Genomic DNA, 15,181 nt, shown 5'->3' on the forward strand with positions numbered 1-15,181 from the left:
ATGGCTACCTATCGCACGCATCCGATTGCGCAGTACGACACGGCGGCCGAGGGTGTGGGTCAGGCGCACTTCGGTCTGCCGATTCCGATGCTGGAAGCGGTGGGTGGGGCTCGCAGCAAGCGCTAAGTCCGCAAGGCGGCCTCGAGCACATTGGCGGGGCACGCATCGGAATCGAGGCCGTTCAGGCATGCATTCTTGAAACGACGTTGAGCCGGCGACCCCATAACGCTGGCCTGATCATTTGGAGACGAAATTGAAGCTATTCGGTTATCGAGGTTGGGCTGTGCTTACCGCCCTCTCCGTGATGATGTGCATCAGCATGTCGCTGCCCATTTACGGCGCGAGCGTGGTCAATACGTATATGGCCACGGCGCTGGATTGGAACCGGCAAACGCTCGGTTTGCTGACCTCCGTGAACATGGTGACGGTAGCACTCTTCAGTCCAGTGGCAGCCAACGTCGTCGGACGGATCGGTATCCGCAACAGCCTTGTCATCGGCTGCCTGACCATGGTGGCCGGTGGGGCATGGCTGGCGACCCTGGCGACCCAGCCGTGGGAGGCCGTTGCTGCCTTCAGCGTGCTGATGGGCCTGACCAGTGCATTCAGCGGCATCATTCCCTGCCAGGCGGGAGTCGCCGCCTGGTTTGTACGCCGCCGCACCCTGGCGATTTCCGTCCTCTTTGCCGTGGTGGGCGCAGCAAGTTTCGCCGTCATCTCCCTCATTGGGTCTGTGGTCGAGTCGGCCGGGGGGTGGCGTTCCGGATGGTGGGTGTTCGTCGGGGCCGGCGTCGTGGGGCTGTTGACCAGTCTGCTCTTTGTCCGCAATGCCCCGACGGGAGACGATGCAAACTCCAGCGAACTCCGGTGGGATGAGAAGCATGAAGAAGCGGCGCAGACGACGCGTGAACTGTCGCTGTCGAAGGTGGTGCGATCCCCGCTGCTCTTGAGCGTTGCTTTTGCGATGCTTGCAATCGCCACCGGGGAGGCCTTCATGATTGCCCATTCGCAGGTCTATCTACGCGGCATCGGGATTAGCGCCGCTGCCGCTGCCTTCGCCATGCCGCTCCTGTCGGCGACCATGGTGCTCGGCAACCTGGGGTTTAACCTGCTGGCCGCGAGCACCGATTTGCGGCGTGCGCAAATCATCTCAATGGGGGTCTTTGTCGTTGGCTTCGTCGCGCTGGCAAACCTTCGCACTCCAAACCTGATAACGACTTACGTGGCCGTCGGCTTGGTGGGCGCAGGTTTTGGCGCGGGGCAGGTCGGCGTGATGGGGATGCTGGGGCACTATTGGAGTACCCGGTTGTTCCCGATGCTGACTGCCGTCGTACTGCTCATTCAGACCGTGGGCGGATGTCTCGTCGCGATCCTGGCCGGCGCCTATTTCGACGCGCATCAGACGTATCTCCCGGTGATCTTCGTCATCGGGGCGCTGAACGTATTGGCGATCCTGGGATTGTGGGCCACTTCTCCGCACCCGAAACAACATAAGGTGGAACCGAGGTCGACTTCGATCTAATTCTCGCAGGCTCGCCAAGCAATATTAGCTTCGGCAGAATGGCCAAAGCGCGCGCGATAGCGACTCGCTGGTGCTGTCCGACTGAGAGCTGACGCGGACATGGTGGACATGTCAGCGTAAAGCGACGGCTCGCAAACCGTGCCCCGATTCTCCACAACGTAATCGGGGCACCAGGTATTTCATTCTGCAATAGTGTGTCGGGCAAGAAGTCAACACCGTAAGTTCCGCTCAACCGGACCGCAATGTGACTGCACCTGATCTGCGGTGAAAAGTATTGATTCAATATTCTTACTATATCTAATTAGTTTTACTAATTAACTATAAATGTCTGACGAAAGTGTCCAGCCTCATAGATCGATATTCTGCGTGAAGTCGACGAGGGATACCCAGGCATGGCGACAAAGGGCAAAGAGCCATCTGGCTCAATAGGACTATAGAGGAGACATGAAACACTTCACCGGCTTCAAATACACTGGCAAGGCACTAGCCATCGCACTTGCATTCTCATCGGTCGCCGCGATGGCCGCAGATACCGAACCGCAACCCAGTACCTTATCGGCTGACACAGAAAATTACTCAAAGGATGGGAGTACTGTTGCGAGCGTTGATAGTCCGACAGTTGTCGCCCAAGAGACATACGTCTCCGATAGCTTACCCCTCCAAGCGAGCACGGAACCCGGCCAAAACACGCGAGGCCTGAGCGTCAACGTACCGCCTCCGACAGGTGAAATGCCGGGCCGCCGAACTGGCCCGCTGAGCGGGATCGGAAATGCCCTGGACGCGTACGGGATCAACCTCGGCCTGGTCTTGGCAAACCTGACTCTCGCTAACCCTTCGACGGGCACCGCGCCCCATAATTGGGCAAACTATTTCGCGCTGGTTATGTCCGCTGATGTTGACCTAAGCAAACTCATCGGACTTCCCAATACACAGTTTCATATTACCGAGGCATGGGAGCCGCCTTCTCACAATACATATTCTTACGTATTGCAGACCGGCTCCGCCTTTGCGCTCGCTCCTGTCCAAACCGTCAGCTCAGATCTTGTCAAGTTTACACTTTCACATGACCTGTTCGATAAACGGCTCCATATCGAGTACGGTCGTATGAACATCAACGACGACTTCATGGTGCCGACAATGTGTAATGGATGCGTCGCATCGACGCCGGCGCTAACGGTAAATGTGCCGGGGTTCACGAAGTCCCTCTGGGGGGCGCGGATTGCTTACCAGCTGTCGCACAATATACGGCTGGGGCTCGGCGCAATCGAAGACAACAGCGACCTTTTCACAAAATCGTCCGGATGGAATTGGAGTTCGCGGACGAGGACGGGCATCATCGGTGTCGCAAACATGTTGTACACCGGTGATTTTTCCGATAGCCGATATCCCCTCAACGCCGAAGTTGGTGTGTATCACAACACTAGCCCCTATACGGACGACCTCTACAACGTGGACGGATCGAGTCAGGCGCTCAATCCTTTTGGAACTGCGCTCAAGCATGGGAGTGGGACATGGGGGTTCTACGGTCAGGGGAGAAAAGTGATCTGGACCGCAGCGGGTTCTGAGGGCCCAGTGCGTCCTAACATCGCATTGTACGGAGGTGCTTTCATCACCCCCGGAGTGGGTCAGTCATACCCCGTTGAGGCCTTTGGCGGGGCCGAGTACGGCGGCTTTCTGAAGAACAGCCCGATGACACTGGTCGGTACCACGGTACGCTATATCCGCCTGAGTCACGAGCGCGCACTTTTTGAGCAACAGCTCAGTACGGTAAGCGGGTGGGGCAGTGATGCCGTCCATCAAAATACATTCTCTTTTGAGCTCCACGCTCAGTACGGGATTGCTCCGGGCATTCTGGTCAATGGTTTCGCGCAGTATTTTCTGCATCCCGACCGGGCACGCATATTTGCGGCCCTCGGCCCTACGCGCAGCGGTATCCAGGTGGGCGTGGGCCTAATTATCGACCTCGGTGTGCTCAGTGGTCTCGCGCGCCCCAAGTAGGGTACTGTCAAGGTCGGGCACGTGACTCAAGCGAAGCTCAACCCAGCCGCCGCCGCACGATAGCGCCGAGGGGCTCGTGCGGGAAAGTCGAGGCCGCGAGCGCCGTTGTTTCAGGATTGACCTGCGCCGGGAACCCTGAGCCAGAATTAGTCCCAGTCGGAAGTCGAGATTTCCGGCTTGCCGCTGAGCCAAATATGGGTAGGGTTGTGGGTAGGAGGCCATCGGCAACTCCGGGAGTCTTATCTAGCGGGTCTCCACGACCGATGGTTGCAGTTGGCTGCCTTCCGCCAGTCATGGCTTCCCGCGCATTCCGGCGACTTCCGTCGCGCCCGGCGCGACGGAGCCGGGCGAGCTAATCACGGCCTGCTTCGCCGTGCAACTCGAATACGCTGTCGATCTCCACTGGAATGCCCATGGGCAGCGTGTGCACGCCGATCGCACTGCGGGCCGGCAACCCGTCCGCTCCGAACAGGTCCAGCAGGACGTCACTCGCACCGTTCGCCACCAGCGGATGCTGGACAAACGAAGCCGAGGCGCGGACATAAACGGTCAACCGTACGCAGCGCCTGACGCGATCGAGCCCGCACCGTTCGTCGAGGCAGGCCAGAATCATCAGCATCGTCAGTCGTGCGCAAGCTTGAGCGCGCTCGATGCTGATGTCTTCACCGACGATGCCCGTGACGGGTGTGCCGTTCTCGAAGGGCCCAAGGCCCGAAACGTGCGCATGATTGCCCACGACCGATACGGTCCGATACGAACCGAGCGGCGCGACGGGTTGCGGAAGAACCCATCCGAGTGCTGCGAGACGGGCAGTGGTGGTGTCAGGCATGGAGCCTCCGTGGAAGAAAGGAGCAAAACCGGGGACACGAGCTTGCGGTGTTTTCGGCGCGCAGAAGCTCCCCTATTGTCAGGCCGAAACGAGATGGCAGGGGCAGGCAGGCGGGCGGTGCGGGTGTTATCGCCGGCTGGCATCGCGCAGCAGCCCGAGGCGCACGAGACTTTCGGCCGTCGCGACGATGGCGTCCTCGCGCGGGCGGGGCGACCAGCCGAGCAAGCTGATGGCTTTCTGGCTGGTGGCGTTCAGATTGCGGCCGAGCAGCGGCAGCGATCCGCGCAGCGCGGGATCCCTGAGTGCGCCGATGCGTACCAGCCAGTCGGGCAGCACCCGGGTCGATACGTGGCGCGCGGCGTCGCCCATGCGCGCCTTGAGCAGCTGGGCGACTTCGGCGAGCCACATGCTTTCGCCGGCAATGGCAAGGAAGCGTTCGCCGTTCGCGGCGTCGTGGGTCATGGCGCGCACATGCAGGTCGGCGACGTCGCGCACGTCGACGAAACCGGAGTTGATGCGCGGATTGCCTGGCTGGCCGTCCAGCATGCCCCGGATCAGGCGGATGGAGTGCGAATAGTCGTCGCCGAGCACGGGGCCGAGAACCGTCACCGGATTGATCGCGGACAGTTGCATGCCGCGTCCTTCTCGCGCCACGAAATCCCACGCCGCGCGTTCCGACAACGTTTTCGACTTCTGATAAGGCCAGACGTCGGCGGCCGTCAGGTTGCTCCAGTCGGTTTCGTCGAAGGGGCGGCTCATCGGCCCGTGTCCGGCGCAGATCGCACCGAACGCGGAGGTCAGCACGACACGCCTTACACCGGCGTCCCGCGCCGCACGCAGCACGCGCAGCGTGCCTGCCACGGCGGGCTTGACCCAATCGTCTTCGCTCGTCTGCGTGCCGGTGGGCGTGGGCGACGCGCCATGCACGACGTAGGCGCAGCCGGCGGTTGCCTGTTGCCAGCCGTTGTCGGCGAGGAGATCCGCCGCGACGAATGACAAACGGTCTCCGGGTTCCGCGCCGCCTCTTTCGAGCTGCGCGCGCACCTGCGTCTCGCGTGCGAGCGAGCGAATGGTGGTTCGTACCTGATAGCCGTGATTCAGCAGCGCCAGGATGCAGTGTTGTGCAATGAAGCCGGTGCCGCCCGTGACGAGAACCGATTGGAGGCGGGTATTGCTGTTCATGTCGTTGATTGTCCCGGGACGAAGAACCGGCAGGTTAAGGCTCGGCGCGCGGCTTGTTAATGCTCCATCGTGCGATTTACTTGCGCGACAGTACGATGATGAGTGACGATCCGTTCCCCGACATCCTGAGGCTCACGAACGCCGAATCGTTTTGGAAGCGAGGACGTCGGATTACCTACGGCAAAACGGTCGTTCGTCCTCGCAAGCGATCTTTGCATTCCGGCCGCCGCCGCGATGGCGTTGTGCTCGGGCGCCGGAAAGTCGGCGGTGAAACCGGGCAACGGCAATGACGAGAAAAACGGCCGTCCGCTACGAGCGAGTGCACTGGAAGCTCGCCGCTGCGTTGACATCGCCGCCGATATACTTGGGCCACAGTGGATAGCGGCACAACGGGCGCGTCCTCCCGAGCGTCGCTGCGTTAAGGTCGCTCATCGTCAGTGTTTCGGGCGCCTTGCCGCTTTCCACCCATTCATCGAGTGCGGAGAGTGAATCGACGGCAGGGTGAAACGGCCCCGTGCCATGGCCGACCCCCGGCATCAGATAAAACCGCACGAAGCCGTCGACCGTTCCTTGTCCGAAACGCTGCACCAGACCGTTGTAATAGTCGGTGCTGGAATCGGTGCTCACGATTTCGTCGGCAAGGCCGTGCGTCATGATGAGCTTGCCGCCTTTCGCGACATAGGCGCTCAGGTCGGTGCTCGTTGCATCGGTCAGTGCCGATAGCGCCTGGACGCGCGACTGATACGCACCGGGATTGACCGGATCGAACGTCAACGAATCGAACGTGGGTACGCGCGTGACGAAGTACTTCACCCATTGATCGCCCGTCACCCACTGGTTCGCGTCTTTCTTTCCTGCAGGATTCGCGGGTACTTTCGATTCGCCGAGATCGCGTGTCGTGTATGGCCCCGCGAACACCGAACCCGCGAGGATGTTGTAGCCAGCGTATTGCGTCACGCCGTTCGCAAGGGGATACGGCAATTGCAACGGCGCGGCGATGGTCCGAACGGTCGCGATCTGCGCATCCGACAGACAGGTGTCGCCCGAATCCACGCCGTTCGGACAGCGCACGGACGCCAGCACCGTCGCCGATTGCGCGTTGCACGCCGCCACGTTGGACACGATGCCGTCGGCGACGCCGTCGAGCGCATCGCACGCGCGCATGACGGCATTTTGCAGCAGCACCGTTTTGGCGACGTCGAGCCAGCCTGCGCCGTTGTTCAAGTAGAGTGCGCGGCCCAGCACGACGTTGCTCAAACGCAGCCCGGTATAGTTGAGCGCCGGGCGATTCACGACGATACCGTCATAGTCCGCGGGCCAGCGTTGAGCTTCGCTCAACCCGTCCCGACCACCGGTTGAACTGCCGAAGAAATAGGTTTTGCCGGGCGCGCTCGCGTAACGCTTTCTGATGAGCGCCATCGCGACGTCGTGTGTTTTCTTCAGACTCAGGCCGCCGTAGTTCGCAAGCGCTTCGTCATTCGCGGCGAATTTGCCGTCGGTGATGCTGGAACTCTGATGCCCGGAATCGTCACCGAACGTCGCGTAGCCGCTGGCAAGCGGCGTCGGCGTGCCCGTGGGGGCCATGTCGAGTGCGTCGACGCCGGTAATCAGCGTACCGTCGAAGCCGCCGCCGCCATAATGCAGCGCCTTGCGGTTCCAGTTGGTCGGCAGATTGACCTGAAACCGGATCGACGGCGCCGCGGGATCGACGGGCGCGATGGCGCCGTTCACCTGGCAATATTCGCCGGCGGTTTCCACCAGTGTCGCGCTCGTGACCGTCGCACCGCCGGTCGGCTCGGCAATCGAAGATGCCGGAATCGCGAGGCCGTTCAATGCCGCGCATTGCGTTGCGGCCGAGGGCGGCGGCGAGCTTGCCGAAGCGCCGCCGCCCGACTCGTTGCCGCCGCACGCGCTGATGCAAAGGCAGAGGGCGAGCGCCCCCCACAACGGTCTGTTGTCCATCGTCGTCTCCAGATGAATTGATTGCTATTCGAGCGCACCGCCTTCCTGTTCGACGCGTGATTCCGCGAGCCGAACGGACGGACCAAACAATGCGCACACGCCGGCCTGCGATACGAACATTGCATCGCCGTTGTGTCCCGCGCCTTGAACTTCATGCAGCGCATGCCGCAATTCCGGATGCCGGGCGCGCAGATAGGCGTAGTACGCGCGGCCGCGCGCGAGGCGGTGCGGGCCTTGCATCATCGCCTCGCATGAGCGGTCCAGAGCCGGGTGCGCCGGATCGTCGTCGTGCGTGCCGAGCAGATAGGTGACGTCGTGATCGACGTAACGACGTTCGAGCGATTGCGCGTCGAGTCCGTCCGCATAGCGGGGAAGTCGCGAAGTGCCGTATTTCCATTCATTGAATCCGGCGCATGCGGTTTGATCAATGCCCTCGCCATGCGGACGCCACGCGTCGAAGTACACGTACGACGAAGGATTCGCAATGACGTAACGTACCTTCACACCGCGTGCGAGACAGCATGCCGTCGCGTTGCTGAGTATCGCGTGCCGATGCGCGACCTGCGCCCCACCGGAATGTCCTGCGATCACGATCTCGCGCAGCTCCGGGTAGCGGCCACTCTGCATGCATTGAACGTAATGTTCGATGAGCGCATCCAGCACATCGAATGAGCTGAGCGGCGCTGGACCGATGGCGTCGAGGCCGCCCATCCACGAGGTCCATTCCCAATGCAGACAGTCGGCCGCCAACGGGTGATGCTCGACGTCGGCCGTCGCGAGAAATTGCGGCACGGCGAGTATCACGCTGTTCGCATCGGCCGTGGACGAGTCGAGCGCGCGCTGCGTCGAACGAAGGTATGCGTCGGCGTCGCGCAATCGGCCGTGCAGCATCACGACGACCTGCGTCGCGGTGGCCGGCGCGACGCTGCCGCCCGTGAACAGCGGCACGCCGGCTTCGCCGCGCGACGTCGAAACGGTCAACCGCTCACTGGCGACGACTTTGACGGGTACTTCGTTACGTGGACGCACTTCGGGGTTCCGAGTAAGGTACATCGCGACGCTCACGCTGTGTCACCCGGCCACAGGTTCGGCTCGCGGCGCAAGCGTCGCCCGGACGACGTGAAGCCGACCAGCAGCAACGAGACGATGCCGGCGAACACCAGATACCACGCCGGCACGATGCGCGAGCCGGTGACGTCGATCAAGGTCGAAACGGTGAGCGGCGCGAGCCCGCCAAACAGCGTGACGGCTACGTTGTACGACAGCGCCACGCCCGTCGAGCGCATGGCCGTCGGAAACAACTGCGTCAGCATGCCGGGGTGCGCGCCCGACATGACGCTGAGCACGACCGTCGCGATCATCTGCGCGCTGAACACGCGTTCGGGCGAAGGCGCCGCGAGCACCCATGCGAAAAGCGGATAGGCAGCGCACACCCAGCCGATCGTCACCGGAAAGAACAGCCGATATGCGCCGATGCGGTCGGCAAGCTTCCCTGCCAACGGATAGCCGACAATGCCGATCAATCCGGAGATCGCCGTGCCGAACAGCGCATTTTTCAGCGGTAGATGCAGCTGATGTTCGACATAGAGCGGCATATAGGAATGCCACAGATAATTGGTCGCCGCTCCGACGACGATGACGCCCATCGCGCAGAGCGCCGCATCGCCACGCTCGTGAATGAATGTCCGTAGCGACTGGCGTGGCGCATGTCCGAGCCGTTCCCGCAACTGTACGAATTCCGGCGACTCGCCGACCTTGTGTCGGATGTAGAAGCCCACCGGGCCAACCAGCGCGCCGAGCAGAAACGGCACGCGCCAACCCCACGTCACGAGCGACTGGTGCGACAGATGCGTGGTGAGCAAGTACGAGCATAGCGACGACAGAAGCAGCGCGACGGCCTGTGACGTCATCTGAAAGCTGCCGAAGAACATCTTGCGTCCCGGCGGCGCGTATTCCGTCAGCATCGCGGCCGCTGTCGCGAACTCGCCGCCCACGGAGAGCCCTTGCAGAATGCGTGCGAGGATCACGATGAGCGGCGCGGCCATGCCGATCGCCGCGTAGCTGGGCGTCAGGCCCATCATCAGCGTGCTGGCTGCCATCAGCAGAATCAGCAGCGACAACGTTTTGCGCCGCCCGTAGCGATCCGCGCATGCGCCTATCACGATGCCACCCAGCGGCCTGACCACGAAGCCGACGGCAAACGTTGCCAGCGTCAGCGTGATGGACACGAATCCGTTGCCGACAGGGAAAAACACCTGCGCGATGATCTTCGCGAAGTAGCCGTAGATGAGAAAGTCGAACCACTCGAGGCCATTGCCGATGACCGATGCGAGCACCGCGCGGCGAGTTTGCGAACGGCTGAGCACCGTTGCGGCCGACGCGGGCATGTTCGCTTGCAAGGTGGGTTGCATGTGTCTCCTTTGATTCTTGTCCAGCTTCCGAAGCAAGCGTACGTGTCGATGTCTTGAATGTAAAATACAGATGAGACACGGTTGCCATATCCAACGCATATACCAGACAAACGATGGAACTCAGACAGCTGCGCTATTTCCTCGCCGTCGCCGAAGAAGGTCAGTTCACTCGGGCCGCCGCGCGACTGCATATCCAGCAGCCGCCGTTGTCGCAGCAAATTCAGGACCTCGAACAGGAACTCGGCTTCGCGCTTTTCGTGCGACAGCCTCGCGGCGTCGTGTTGACGGCGCCCGGCGAGATCTTCGCCGCGCGCGCGCGTACGGTGCTGCTCGAACTGAACAACGCCGTCGTCCATGCGCGCCGGGTGGCGCAAGGCCGGATCGGCACGGTGCGCGTTGCGCTCACGAGTTCGGCTGCGTTTCATCCGCTTACGCCTACCGCTATTCGCAATTTTCGGGACATGTACCCCGAGATTTCGATAGAGATGAGCGAGGTGAATGCGGCGGAGATCATCGAAATGATGTTGAACGGCCGCGCGGATGCAGCCATTCTCCGCAAACCGGTCGAAACGCCGGCTGACCTACGCTTCGAACTGCTGGCCGAAGAACGCATGTTGCTGGTGCTGCCCGTGGGGCACAGGCTGATCGGCGGTCGCTCCGTGTCGCTCAAACAGCTGGCGAACGAGTCGTTCATCTTCGTGCGTCGGCCCGGTGCGCCCGGCATGTACGCGGACTTCATCCGGGCTTGTCAGGCCAGGGGCTTCGAGCCGCACGTCGTGGAAGAGGTGCCGCGCATGGTGACGGCAATCAATCTCGTGGCGGCGGGCGGCGGCGTATCGCTCGTGCCCGCGTCGATGCAACGTTACCATCAGGAAAGCGTGCACTACTGCCGTGTGGCCGGCGATCACGCGTTTCGAGCACCGTTGCATCTCGTCACCCGGCATGACTTGCAAAACCCCGCCGCATCGCACTTCCGTGACGCGTTGCTGACGTTCGTCCAGCGTCATCCACATCGCGAATAAGCCCGGGAAGGGCAAGCGCCTGATGGATTGCGGGCTCTGCAGCCTTCGTGCAATGTCGAAAAATCCTCCGACACGCGGGCCCCTTCCCGGATGCTCGGTCGCTTGACCTTGGCCGCCCGCATTAGCGGAATCGTCGGACACGATTAGCGCGCGAACGGACGCCATGCGGCGTATCGACGAACCTCAACGCCGACTGACTGACAGTGGATGCCCGGCCCATGTCGTTGATTGTCCGGGACGAAGAACCGGCAGGTTGAGACCCGGCCCGCGGCTTGTTAATGCTCTATAGTGCGATTTGCTTGCGCGACAGTACGATGATGAGTGACGACCCTTTCTCCGACATCCTGAGGCTCACGAACGCCGAATCGCTGACGACGGGGGGCTTCTCCGCCGGCGGCGCTTGGGCCGTCCGATTCCCGGCGCCCGACAAAATCAAGTTTTTCGCGGTGGTGAAGGGCACGTGCTGGGTTTCCATCGACGGAGAGGAAACGCCCATCCGCTTTGGGAGCGGCGACGTCGGGTTGCTGACGGCAAAACGGTCGTTCGTCCTCGCAAGCGATCCTTGCGTGCCACCCGTCGACGCGATGGCGTTGTTCTCGGGCGCCGGAAAGTCGATGGTGAAACTGGGCGACGGCGACGACTTCGCGCAGATCGGCGGACACGTACTGCTCGATCCGGTCACGGGCAGCTTGCTGTCGGACGTTCTGCCGCCATGGATTCACGTGCCGTCCGTATCGCCGCAGGCAGTGAGGGTCCGCTGGCTTCTCGAGCAACTCGTGGAAGAGCGTGCGGCCGATCTGCCCGGCGCGCAACTCGTATCGGCCCAGCTTTCACAACTGCTGTTCATTCAGATACTGCGTGCCCATCTGAAGACGTCCGCGTCCTTGACGGGATGGCTGCGCGCGTTCGGCAACCCGCGCATCGCTCCGGCATTGCGGCTGATGCATGGCGATCCCGCGCGTTCATGGCATCTGGATGAGCTTGCCGCCGCGTGTGCGATGTCACGGACCACGTTCGCTTCTCACTTCAGGGCGAGCGCCGGCGTCGCCCCGCTGACCTATCTTGGCGAGTGGCGCATGCGTCTTGCGGAGCGCCGTTTGCGCGACGAGAACGTCCCGGTCGCACTGCTTGCGCAGTCGCTCGGTTACTCGTCCGAAAGCGCATTCAGCAACGCGTTCAAGCGCATGTCAGGGCATTCACCGACGGCATATCGTCATATCGTACGGACTGCTTCCGAAGACGTGGGCGGTGAGCGCGGCGGCGTTCGCGCGGACGTGGAGGCTACCGGTTCGACGCTGCAGTCGCTTCCATCGAAACCTCGGTGAAATGCGCGAGCGGCACGCAGAGCGGATCGCGGGCATGTCCCATTCACGGCCCTCGAGACAGGCGTTGCCCTTCCTTGCGCAAAGACCCTGTGAGATGACGCAATTCGTCCAGCAGTTTGACGGCGGGCGCGGGTAGCGTGCCTCGCCGGCGCCGGAACGCCGTCAAAGTACGTGGCGCATCCAGGCCTTCAATGTCCAGGGCGTCGATGACGCCCGCTTTGCTTTCGGTGTCGTACATCGGTTCGGCCATCCACGAGACAAAGCCACATCGCGCTACGAGGCTTTTGAGCACGGTGACCGAACGGGTCTCGACCGCGATGGCCGGCATCGGCAGGCCGCGGGCCCTGAAGGTTTCCTGCATGTGGGCATAAGGTCCGGTTCCCTTGGGCGTGAGTGCCCACCGTTGTGTCAATGTGTCGTCGAGTCGAAGGCCGCGCTTCGCCCGCAGCGGATGATCGGGGGCCGCGACCACGAAACTCCTGTCGGTCCATGAACAATCGGAGAGCGCAGCGACATCCTCGGTTTCGATTCCCGACGTGCAAAGCGCCAGGTCGATTTCATAAGCGAGCAAGCCCTCGACGAGACGATCCCACACGCCTTCGATCACCTCGACGCGCAGATTGGGCCATTTCTCGAGCACACATGCGATGGCCATCGGCAGGACGAGACTCGCTATGCTGCCCACCGCGCCGACCTTGATCACGCCTTTCGCCAGGCCGCGCATCGCGTCCAGTTCCTCGCGCGCCTGTTCGGCTTCCCTTTGCAGCGACATCGCATGCGGCATCAATGCTTCGCCCAGCGCGGTCAACTGCATCCCTTTGGTGTGACGCTCGAAAAGCGGCGCCCCGACGGACTCCTCGAGCCGCTTGATCGATCTGCTCAGCGCCGGCTGGGTCATGTTCAGCATGGCCGCGGCCCGTCCCAGGCTACCCGCGGACACGATCATGGTGAACATCATCAGCTGCTGCAGATTGAAACTCATCGTGGCGGACCAGATTGAAAGGAGTGAAGGGGGCGAACGGGATTCCGGGCCGCCCGGCGCCTGCGAGGTGTCTTCCCTGCCAGGGACCGCGGTGCCCGCTCCTTGCGGCGACCGCCGAGCCCCGATGACGGCGAACAGCCTTGTCCGACAAGGCATCCGGGCGGAATGGGCCGCTCCGGCGATCCGTCAGACTCATGCTTGAATGTAATGACTTTGAGCCTTTTTGGCAATTTTCAAACAAGGCGCCGAATCCCATACTGCGGCTCATCCCATCACCGCCAGCCTGAGTGGCGAACCGCAGAGGATTCGAGATGCAACGAAACACAAGTGGGCAGCCGACCGTTCGCGATGCCGTCGTGGACTTGATGCGGCGCCTCGAATTGACGTCCGTGTTTGCCAATCCCGGCTCGACCGAGCTACCGATGTTCCGCGACTTCCCTGAGGACTTCCGGTACGTGCTCGGGTTGCAGGAAGCAGTGGTGGTCGGTATGGCGGACGGGTATGCCCAAGCCACCGGCAATGCCGCGCTGGTCAACCTGCATTCGGCGGCCGGTGTCGGCAACGCGATGGGCAACATCTTCACGGCTTTCAAGAACCGGACGCCGCTGATCGTCACGGCCGGCCAGCAGGCCCGTTCGATTCTGCCGTTCGATCCGTTTCTGTCGGCATCGCAAGCCACCGAGCTGCCGCGGCCCTATGTGAAGTGGAGCATCGAACCGGCTCGTGCCGCGGATGTTCCGCTGGCGCTCGCCCGGGCTTACCACGTGGCGATGCAGGAGCCGCGCGGCCCGGTGTTCGTGTCCGTTCCGGTCAACGACTGGGATCAGCCGGCCGAGTTCGTCGAGGCGACCCGGGTCAGCACCCGGTTCCGCCCCGATCCGGTACGGATCGCGGAGATCGGCGACGCGCTGGACGACTGCAAACGGCCGGCCATCGTCGTCGGCGCGGAACTCGATCGTGCCGATGCGTGGAGCGAGGCCATCCAGCTGGCCGAGCGCCACAACGCGCGGGTTTATGTTGCACCGATGTCGTCACGCTGCAGCTTCCCTGAAGATCATCGGCTTTTCGCCGGCTTCCTGCCGGCGATGCGCGAAAAAATCGTTCGGATGCTGAACGGGCATGACCTGATCTTCGTCGTCGGCGCGCCGGCTTTTGCGTATCACGTCGAAGGCAGCGGCCCGCATGTGCCCGACGGCGCGGCGTTGTACCAGCTCATCGACGATCCGGCTACCGCTGCGTGGACCCCGGTCGGCACGTCGGTGGTGGCGAACATTCGCCTGGGGCTGGCGGACCTGCTCGCCCGTCCGGCGCCGCGAGGCAGGCCGCTGCCGGCGCCGCGCGAGGCGGTCGAGCGAGCCGAGCCCACGGCAGTGATGTCGGTCGCCTTTGCGTTGCAGACGCTGTCCGAGGTCCGCAACGCAGCCGATATCGTGGTCGAGGAGGCGCCCAGTTCGCGCCCCGTCATGCAACGTTATCTGCCGTTCACGCGCAGTCGGACGTTCTACACGATGGCAAGCGGCGGTCTGGGCTACGGCATGCCCGCCGCGGTGGGCGTGGCGTTGGCCAAACCCGGCAGCCGCGTGATCGGCCTCATCGGCGACGGCTCGACGATGTATTCGCCGCAAGCGATCTATAGCGCGGTCCAGCTCGATCTTCCGATCACATTCGTGATCCTCAATAACTCGCGCTACGCCGCCTTGCAGGAATTCGCGCCCGTGTTCGGCTTCGCCGCGTCGGAGCCGGTACAGGGCACCGACCTGCCAGGGCTGGATTTCGTTTCCCTGGCCAACAGCATGGGGTGCGAAGGCGTTCGAGTGAGCGACGCGCTGTCGCTGAAGCCCGCGCTGGAAGACGCGTTGTCTTCCGGAAAAACACGCGTCGTCGAAATTGTCGTGGCCTGACCGCGAGTCGGTGATTCGGCAGGCCGGTTTTTCAAGAATATTCCAGGAGA

Annotated in this window: 12 protein-coding genes; 5 read left to right on the plus strand and 7 right to left on the minus strand. The window is 62.5% G+C overall.

Translation table 11 applies throughout. From position 1 onward, the window contains the following. Positions 1-283 precede the first annotated feature (283 nt). A complete protein-coding gene (locus CFB89_RS35420; RefSeq protein WP_089469460.1) occupies positions 284-1,519 on the plus strand; it encodes an MFS transporter in 1,236 nt (411 codons plus the stop codon). Here the strand turns inward: CFB89_RS35420 and CFB89_RS35795 are convergent. Next, complete coding sequence (locus tag CFB89_RS35795) at positions 1,422-1,802, minus strand: ATP-binding cassette domain-containing protein (RefSeq protein WP_373559871.1); 381 nt, start codon at positions 1,800-1,802, stop codon at positions 1,422-1,424. The two genes, CFB89_RS35420 and CFB89_RS35795, sit on opposite strands and share 98 nt — an antisense overlap. 161 nt (positions 1,803-1,963) lie before the next feature. On the opposite strand from CFB89_RS35795, the gene CFB89_RS20430 reads away from it, so the two are divergent. Continuing rightward, positions 1,964-3,517 carry a carbohydrate porin gene (locus tag CFB89_RS20430; protein ID WP_089469461.1) on the plus strand — a complete coding sequence of 518 codons (1,554 nt, stop codon included), beginning with the start codon at positions 1,964-1,966 and terminating at the stop codon, positions 3,515-3,517. Positions 3,518-3,869: 352 nt separating this feature from the next. Here CFB89_RS20430 and CFB89_RS20435 read toward each other — a convergent pair whose 3' ends face one another. The 5 genes from CFB89_RS20435 to CFB89_RS20460 form a co-directional block, all read right to left on the minus strand. Continuing rightward, the gene (locus tag CFB89_RS20435; RefSeq protein WP_089469462.1) at positions 3,870-4,346 is read right to left on the minus strand and encodes a RidA family protein; all 477 of its coding nucleotides are present in this window, start codon (positions 4,344-4,346) and stop codon (positions 3,870-3,872) included. A 126-nt stretch (positions 4,347-4,472) separates the two neighbouring features. Next, positions 4,473-5,528, minus strand: coding sequence for an aldehyde reductase (locus CFB89_RS20440; RefSeq protein ID WP_089469463.1), 1,056 nt, complete (start codon positions 5,526-5,528; stop codon positions 4,473-4,475). 309 nt (positions 5,529-5,837) lie between these two features. Next, the gene (locus tag CFB89_RS20450; protein ID WP_089469464.1) at positions 5,838-7,490 is read right to left on the minus strand and encodes a tannase/feruloyl esterase family alpha/beta hydrolase; all 1,653 of its coding nucleotides are present in this window, start codon (positions 7,488-7,490) and stop codon (positions 5,838-5,840) included. A gap of 24 nt (positions 7,491-7,514) precedes the next feature. Continuing rightward, entirely contained in the window at positions 7,515-8,543 is a 1,029-nt protein-coding gene (locus CFB89_RS20455; protein WP_179233500.1) for a hypothetical protein, read from the minus strand. 8 nt (positions 8,544-8,551) lie between these two features. Further along, positions 8,552-9,901, minus strand: a complete 1,350-nt coding sequence (locus CFB89_RS20460; protein ID WP_089469466.1) for an MFS transporter — start codon at positions 9,899-9,901, stop codon at positions 8,552-8,554. A 113-nt stretch (positions 9,902-10,014) separates the two neighbouring features. Between CFB89_RS20460 and CFB89_RS20465 the strand changes: the two genes are divergently transcribed. Continuing rightward, a complete protein-coding gene (locus CFB89_RS20465; protein ID WP_089469467.1) occupies positions 10,015-10,923 on the plus strand; it encodes a LysR family transcriptional regulator in 909 nt (302 codons plus the stop codon). Positions 10,924-11,201: 278 nt separating this feature from the next. After that, positions 11,202-12,248 (plus strand): AraC family transcriptional regulator, encoded by a 1,047-nt coding sequence (locus tag CFB89_RS20470; protein WP_089469468.1) that lies wholly within the window; start codon positions 11,202-11,204, stop codon positions 12,246-12,248. A gap of 43 nt (positions 12,249-12,291) precedes the next feature. Here CFB89_RS20470 and CFB89_RS20475 read toward each other — a convergent pair whose 3' ends face one another. Then, positions 12,292-13,230 carry a LysR family transcriptional regulator gene (locus CFB89_RS20475; protein WP_089469469.1) on the minus strand — a complete coding sequence of 313 codons (939 nt, stop codon included), beginning with the start codon at positions 13,228-13,230 and terminating at the stop codon, positions 12,292-12,294. A gap of 311 nt (positions 13,231-13,541) precedes the next feature. On the opposite strand from CFB89_RS20475, the gene mdlC reads away from it, so the two are divergent. After that, entirely contained in the window at positions 13,542-15,131 is a 1,590-nt protein-coding gene (gene mdlC, locus CFB89_RS20480) for a benzoylformate decarboxylase (protein ID WP_089469470.1), read from the plus strand. Positions 15,132-15,181 lie beyond the last annotated feature (50 nt).

The organism is Burkholderia sp. AU16741, assembly GCF_002223345.1.
In the GTDB taxonomy this organism is placed as follows: Bacteria; Pseudomonadota; Gammaproteobacteria; order Burkholderiales; family Burkholderiaceae; genus Burkholderia; species Burkholderia sola.

Excerpts from the sequence above, each read along its gene's own strand:
- CFB89_RS20440 (WP_089469463.1), bottom strand. The coding sequence starts at position 5,528 with ATGAACAGCAATACCCGCCTCCAATCGGTTCTCGTCACGGGCGGCACC.
- CFB89_RS20475 (WP_089469469.1), bottom strand. The coding sequence starts at position 13,230 with ATGAGTTTCAATCTGCAGCAGCTGATGATGTTCACCATGATCGTGTCC.
- mdlC (WP_089469470.1), top strand. The coding sequence starts at position 13,542 with ATGCAACGAAACACAAGTGGGCAGCCGACCGTTCGCGATGCCGTCGTG.
- CFB89_RS20460 (WP_089469466.1), bottom strand. The coding sequence starts at position 9,901 with ATGCAACCCACCTTGCAAGCGAACATGCCCGCGTCGGCCGCAACGGTG.
- CFB89_RS20435 (WP_089469462.1), bottom strand. The coding sequence starts at position 4,346 with ATGCCTGACACCACCACTGCCCGTCTCGCAGCACTCGGATGGGTTCTT.
- CFB89_RS20470 (WP_089469468.1), top strand. The coding sequence starts at position 11,202 with ATGCTCTATAGTGCGATTTGCTTGCGCGACAGTACGATGATGAGTGAC.
- CFB89_RS20455 (WP_179233500.1), bottom strand. The coding sequence starts at position 8,543 with ATGTACCTTACTCGGAACCCCGAAGTGCGTCCACGTAACGAAGTACCC.
- CFB89_RS20465 (WP_089469467.1), top strand. The coding sequence starts at position 10,015 with ATGGAACTCAGACAGCTGCGCTATTTCCTCGCCGTCGCCGAAGAAGGT.
- CFB89_RS20430 (WP_089469461.1), top strand. The coding sequence starts at position 1,964 with ATGAAACACTTCACCGGCTTCAAATACACTGGCAAGGCACTAGCCATC.
- CFB89_RS20450 (WP_089469464.1), bottom strand. The coding sequence starts at position 7,490 with ATGGACAACAGACCGTTGTGGGGGGCGCTCGCCCTCTGCCTTTGCATC.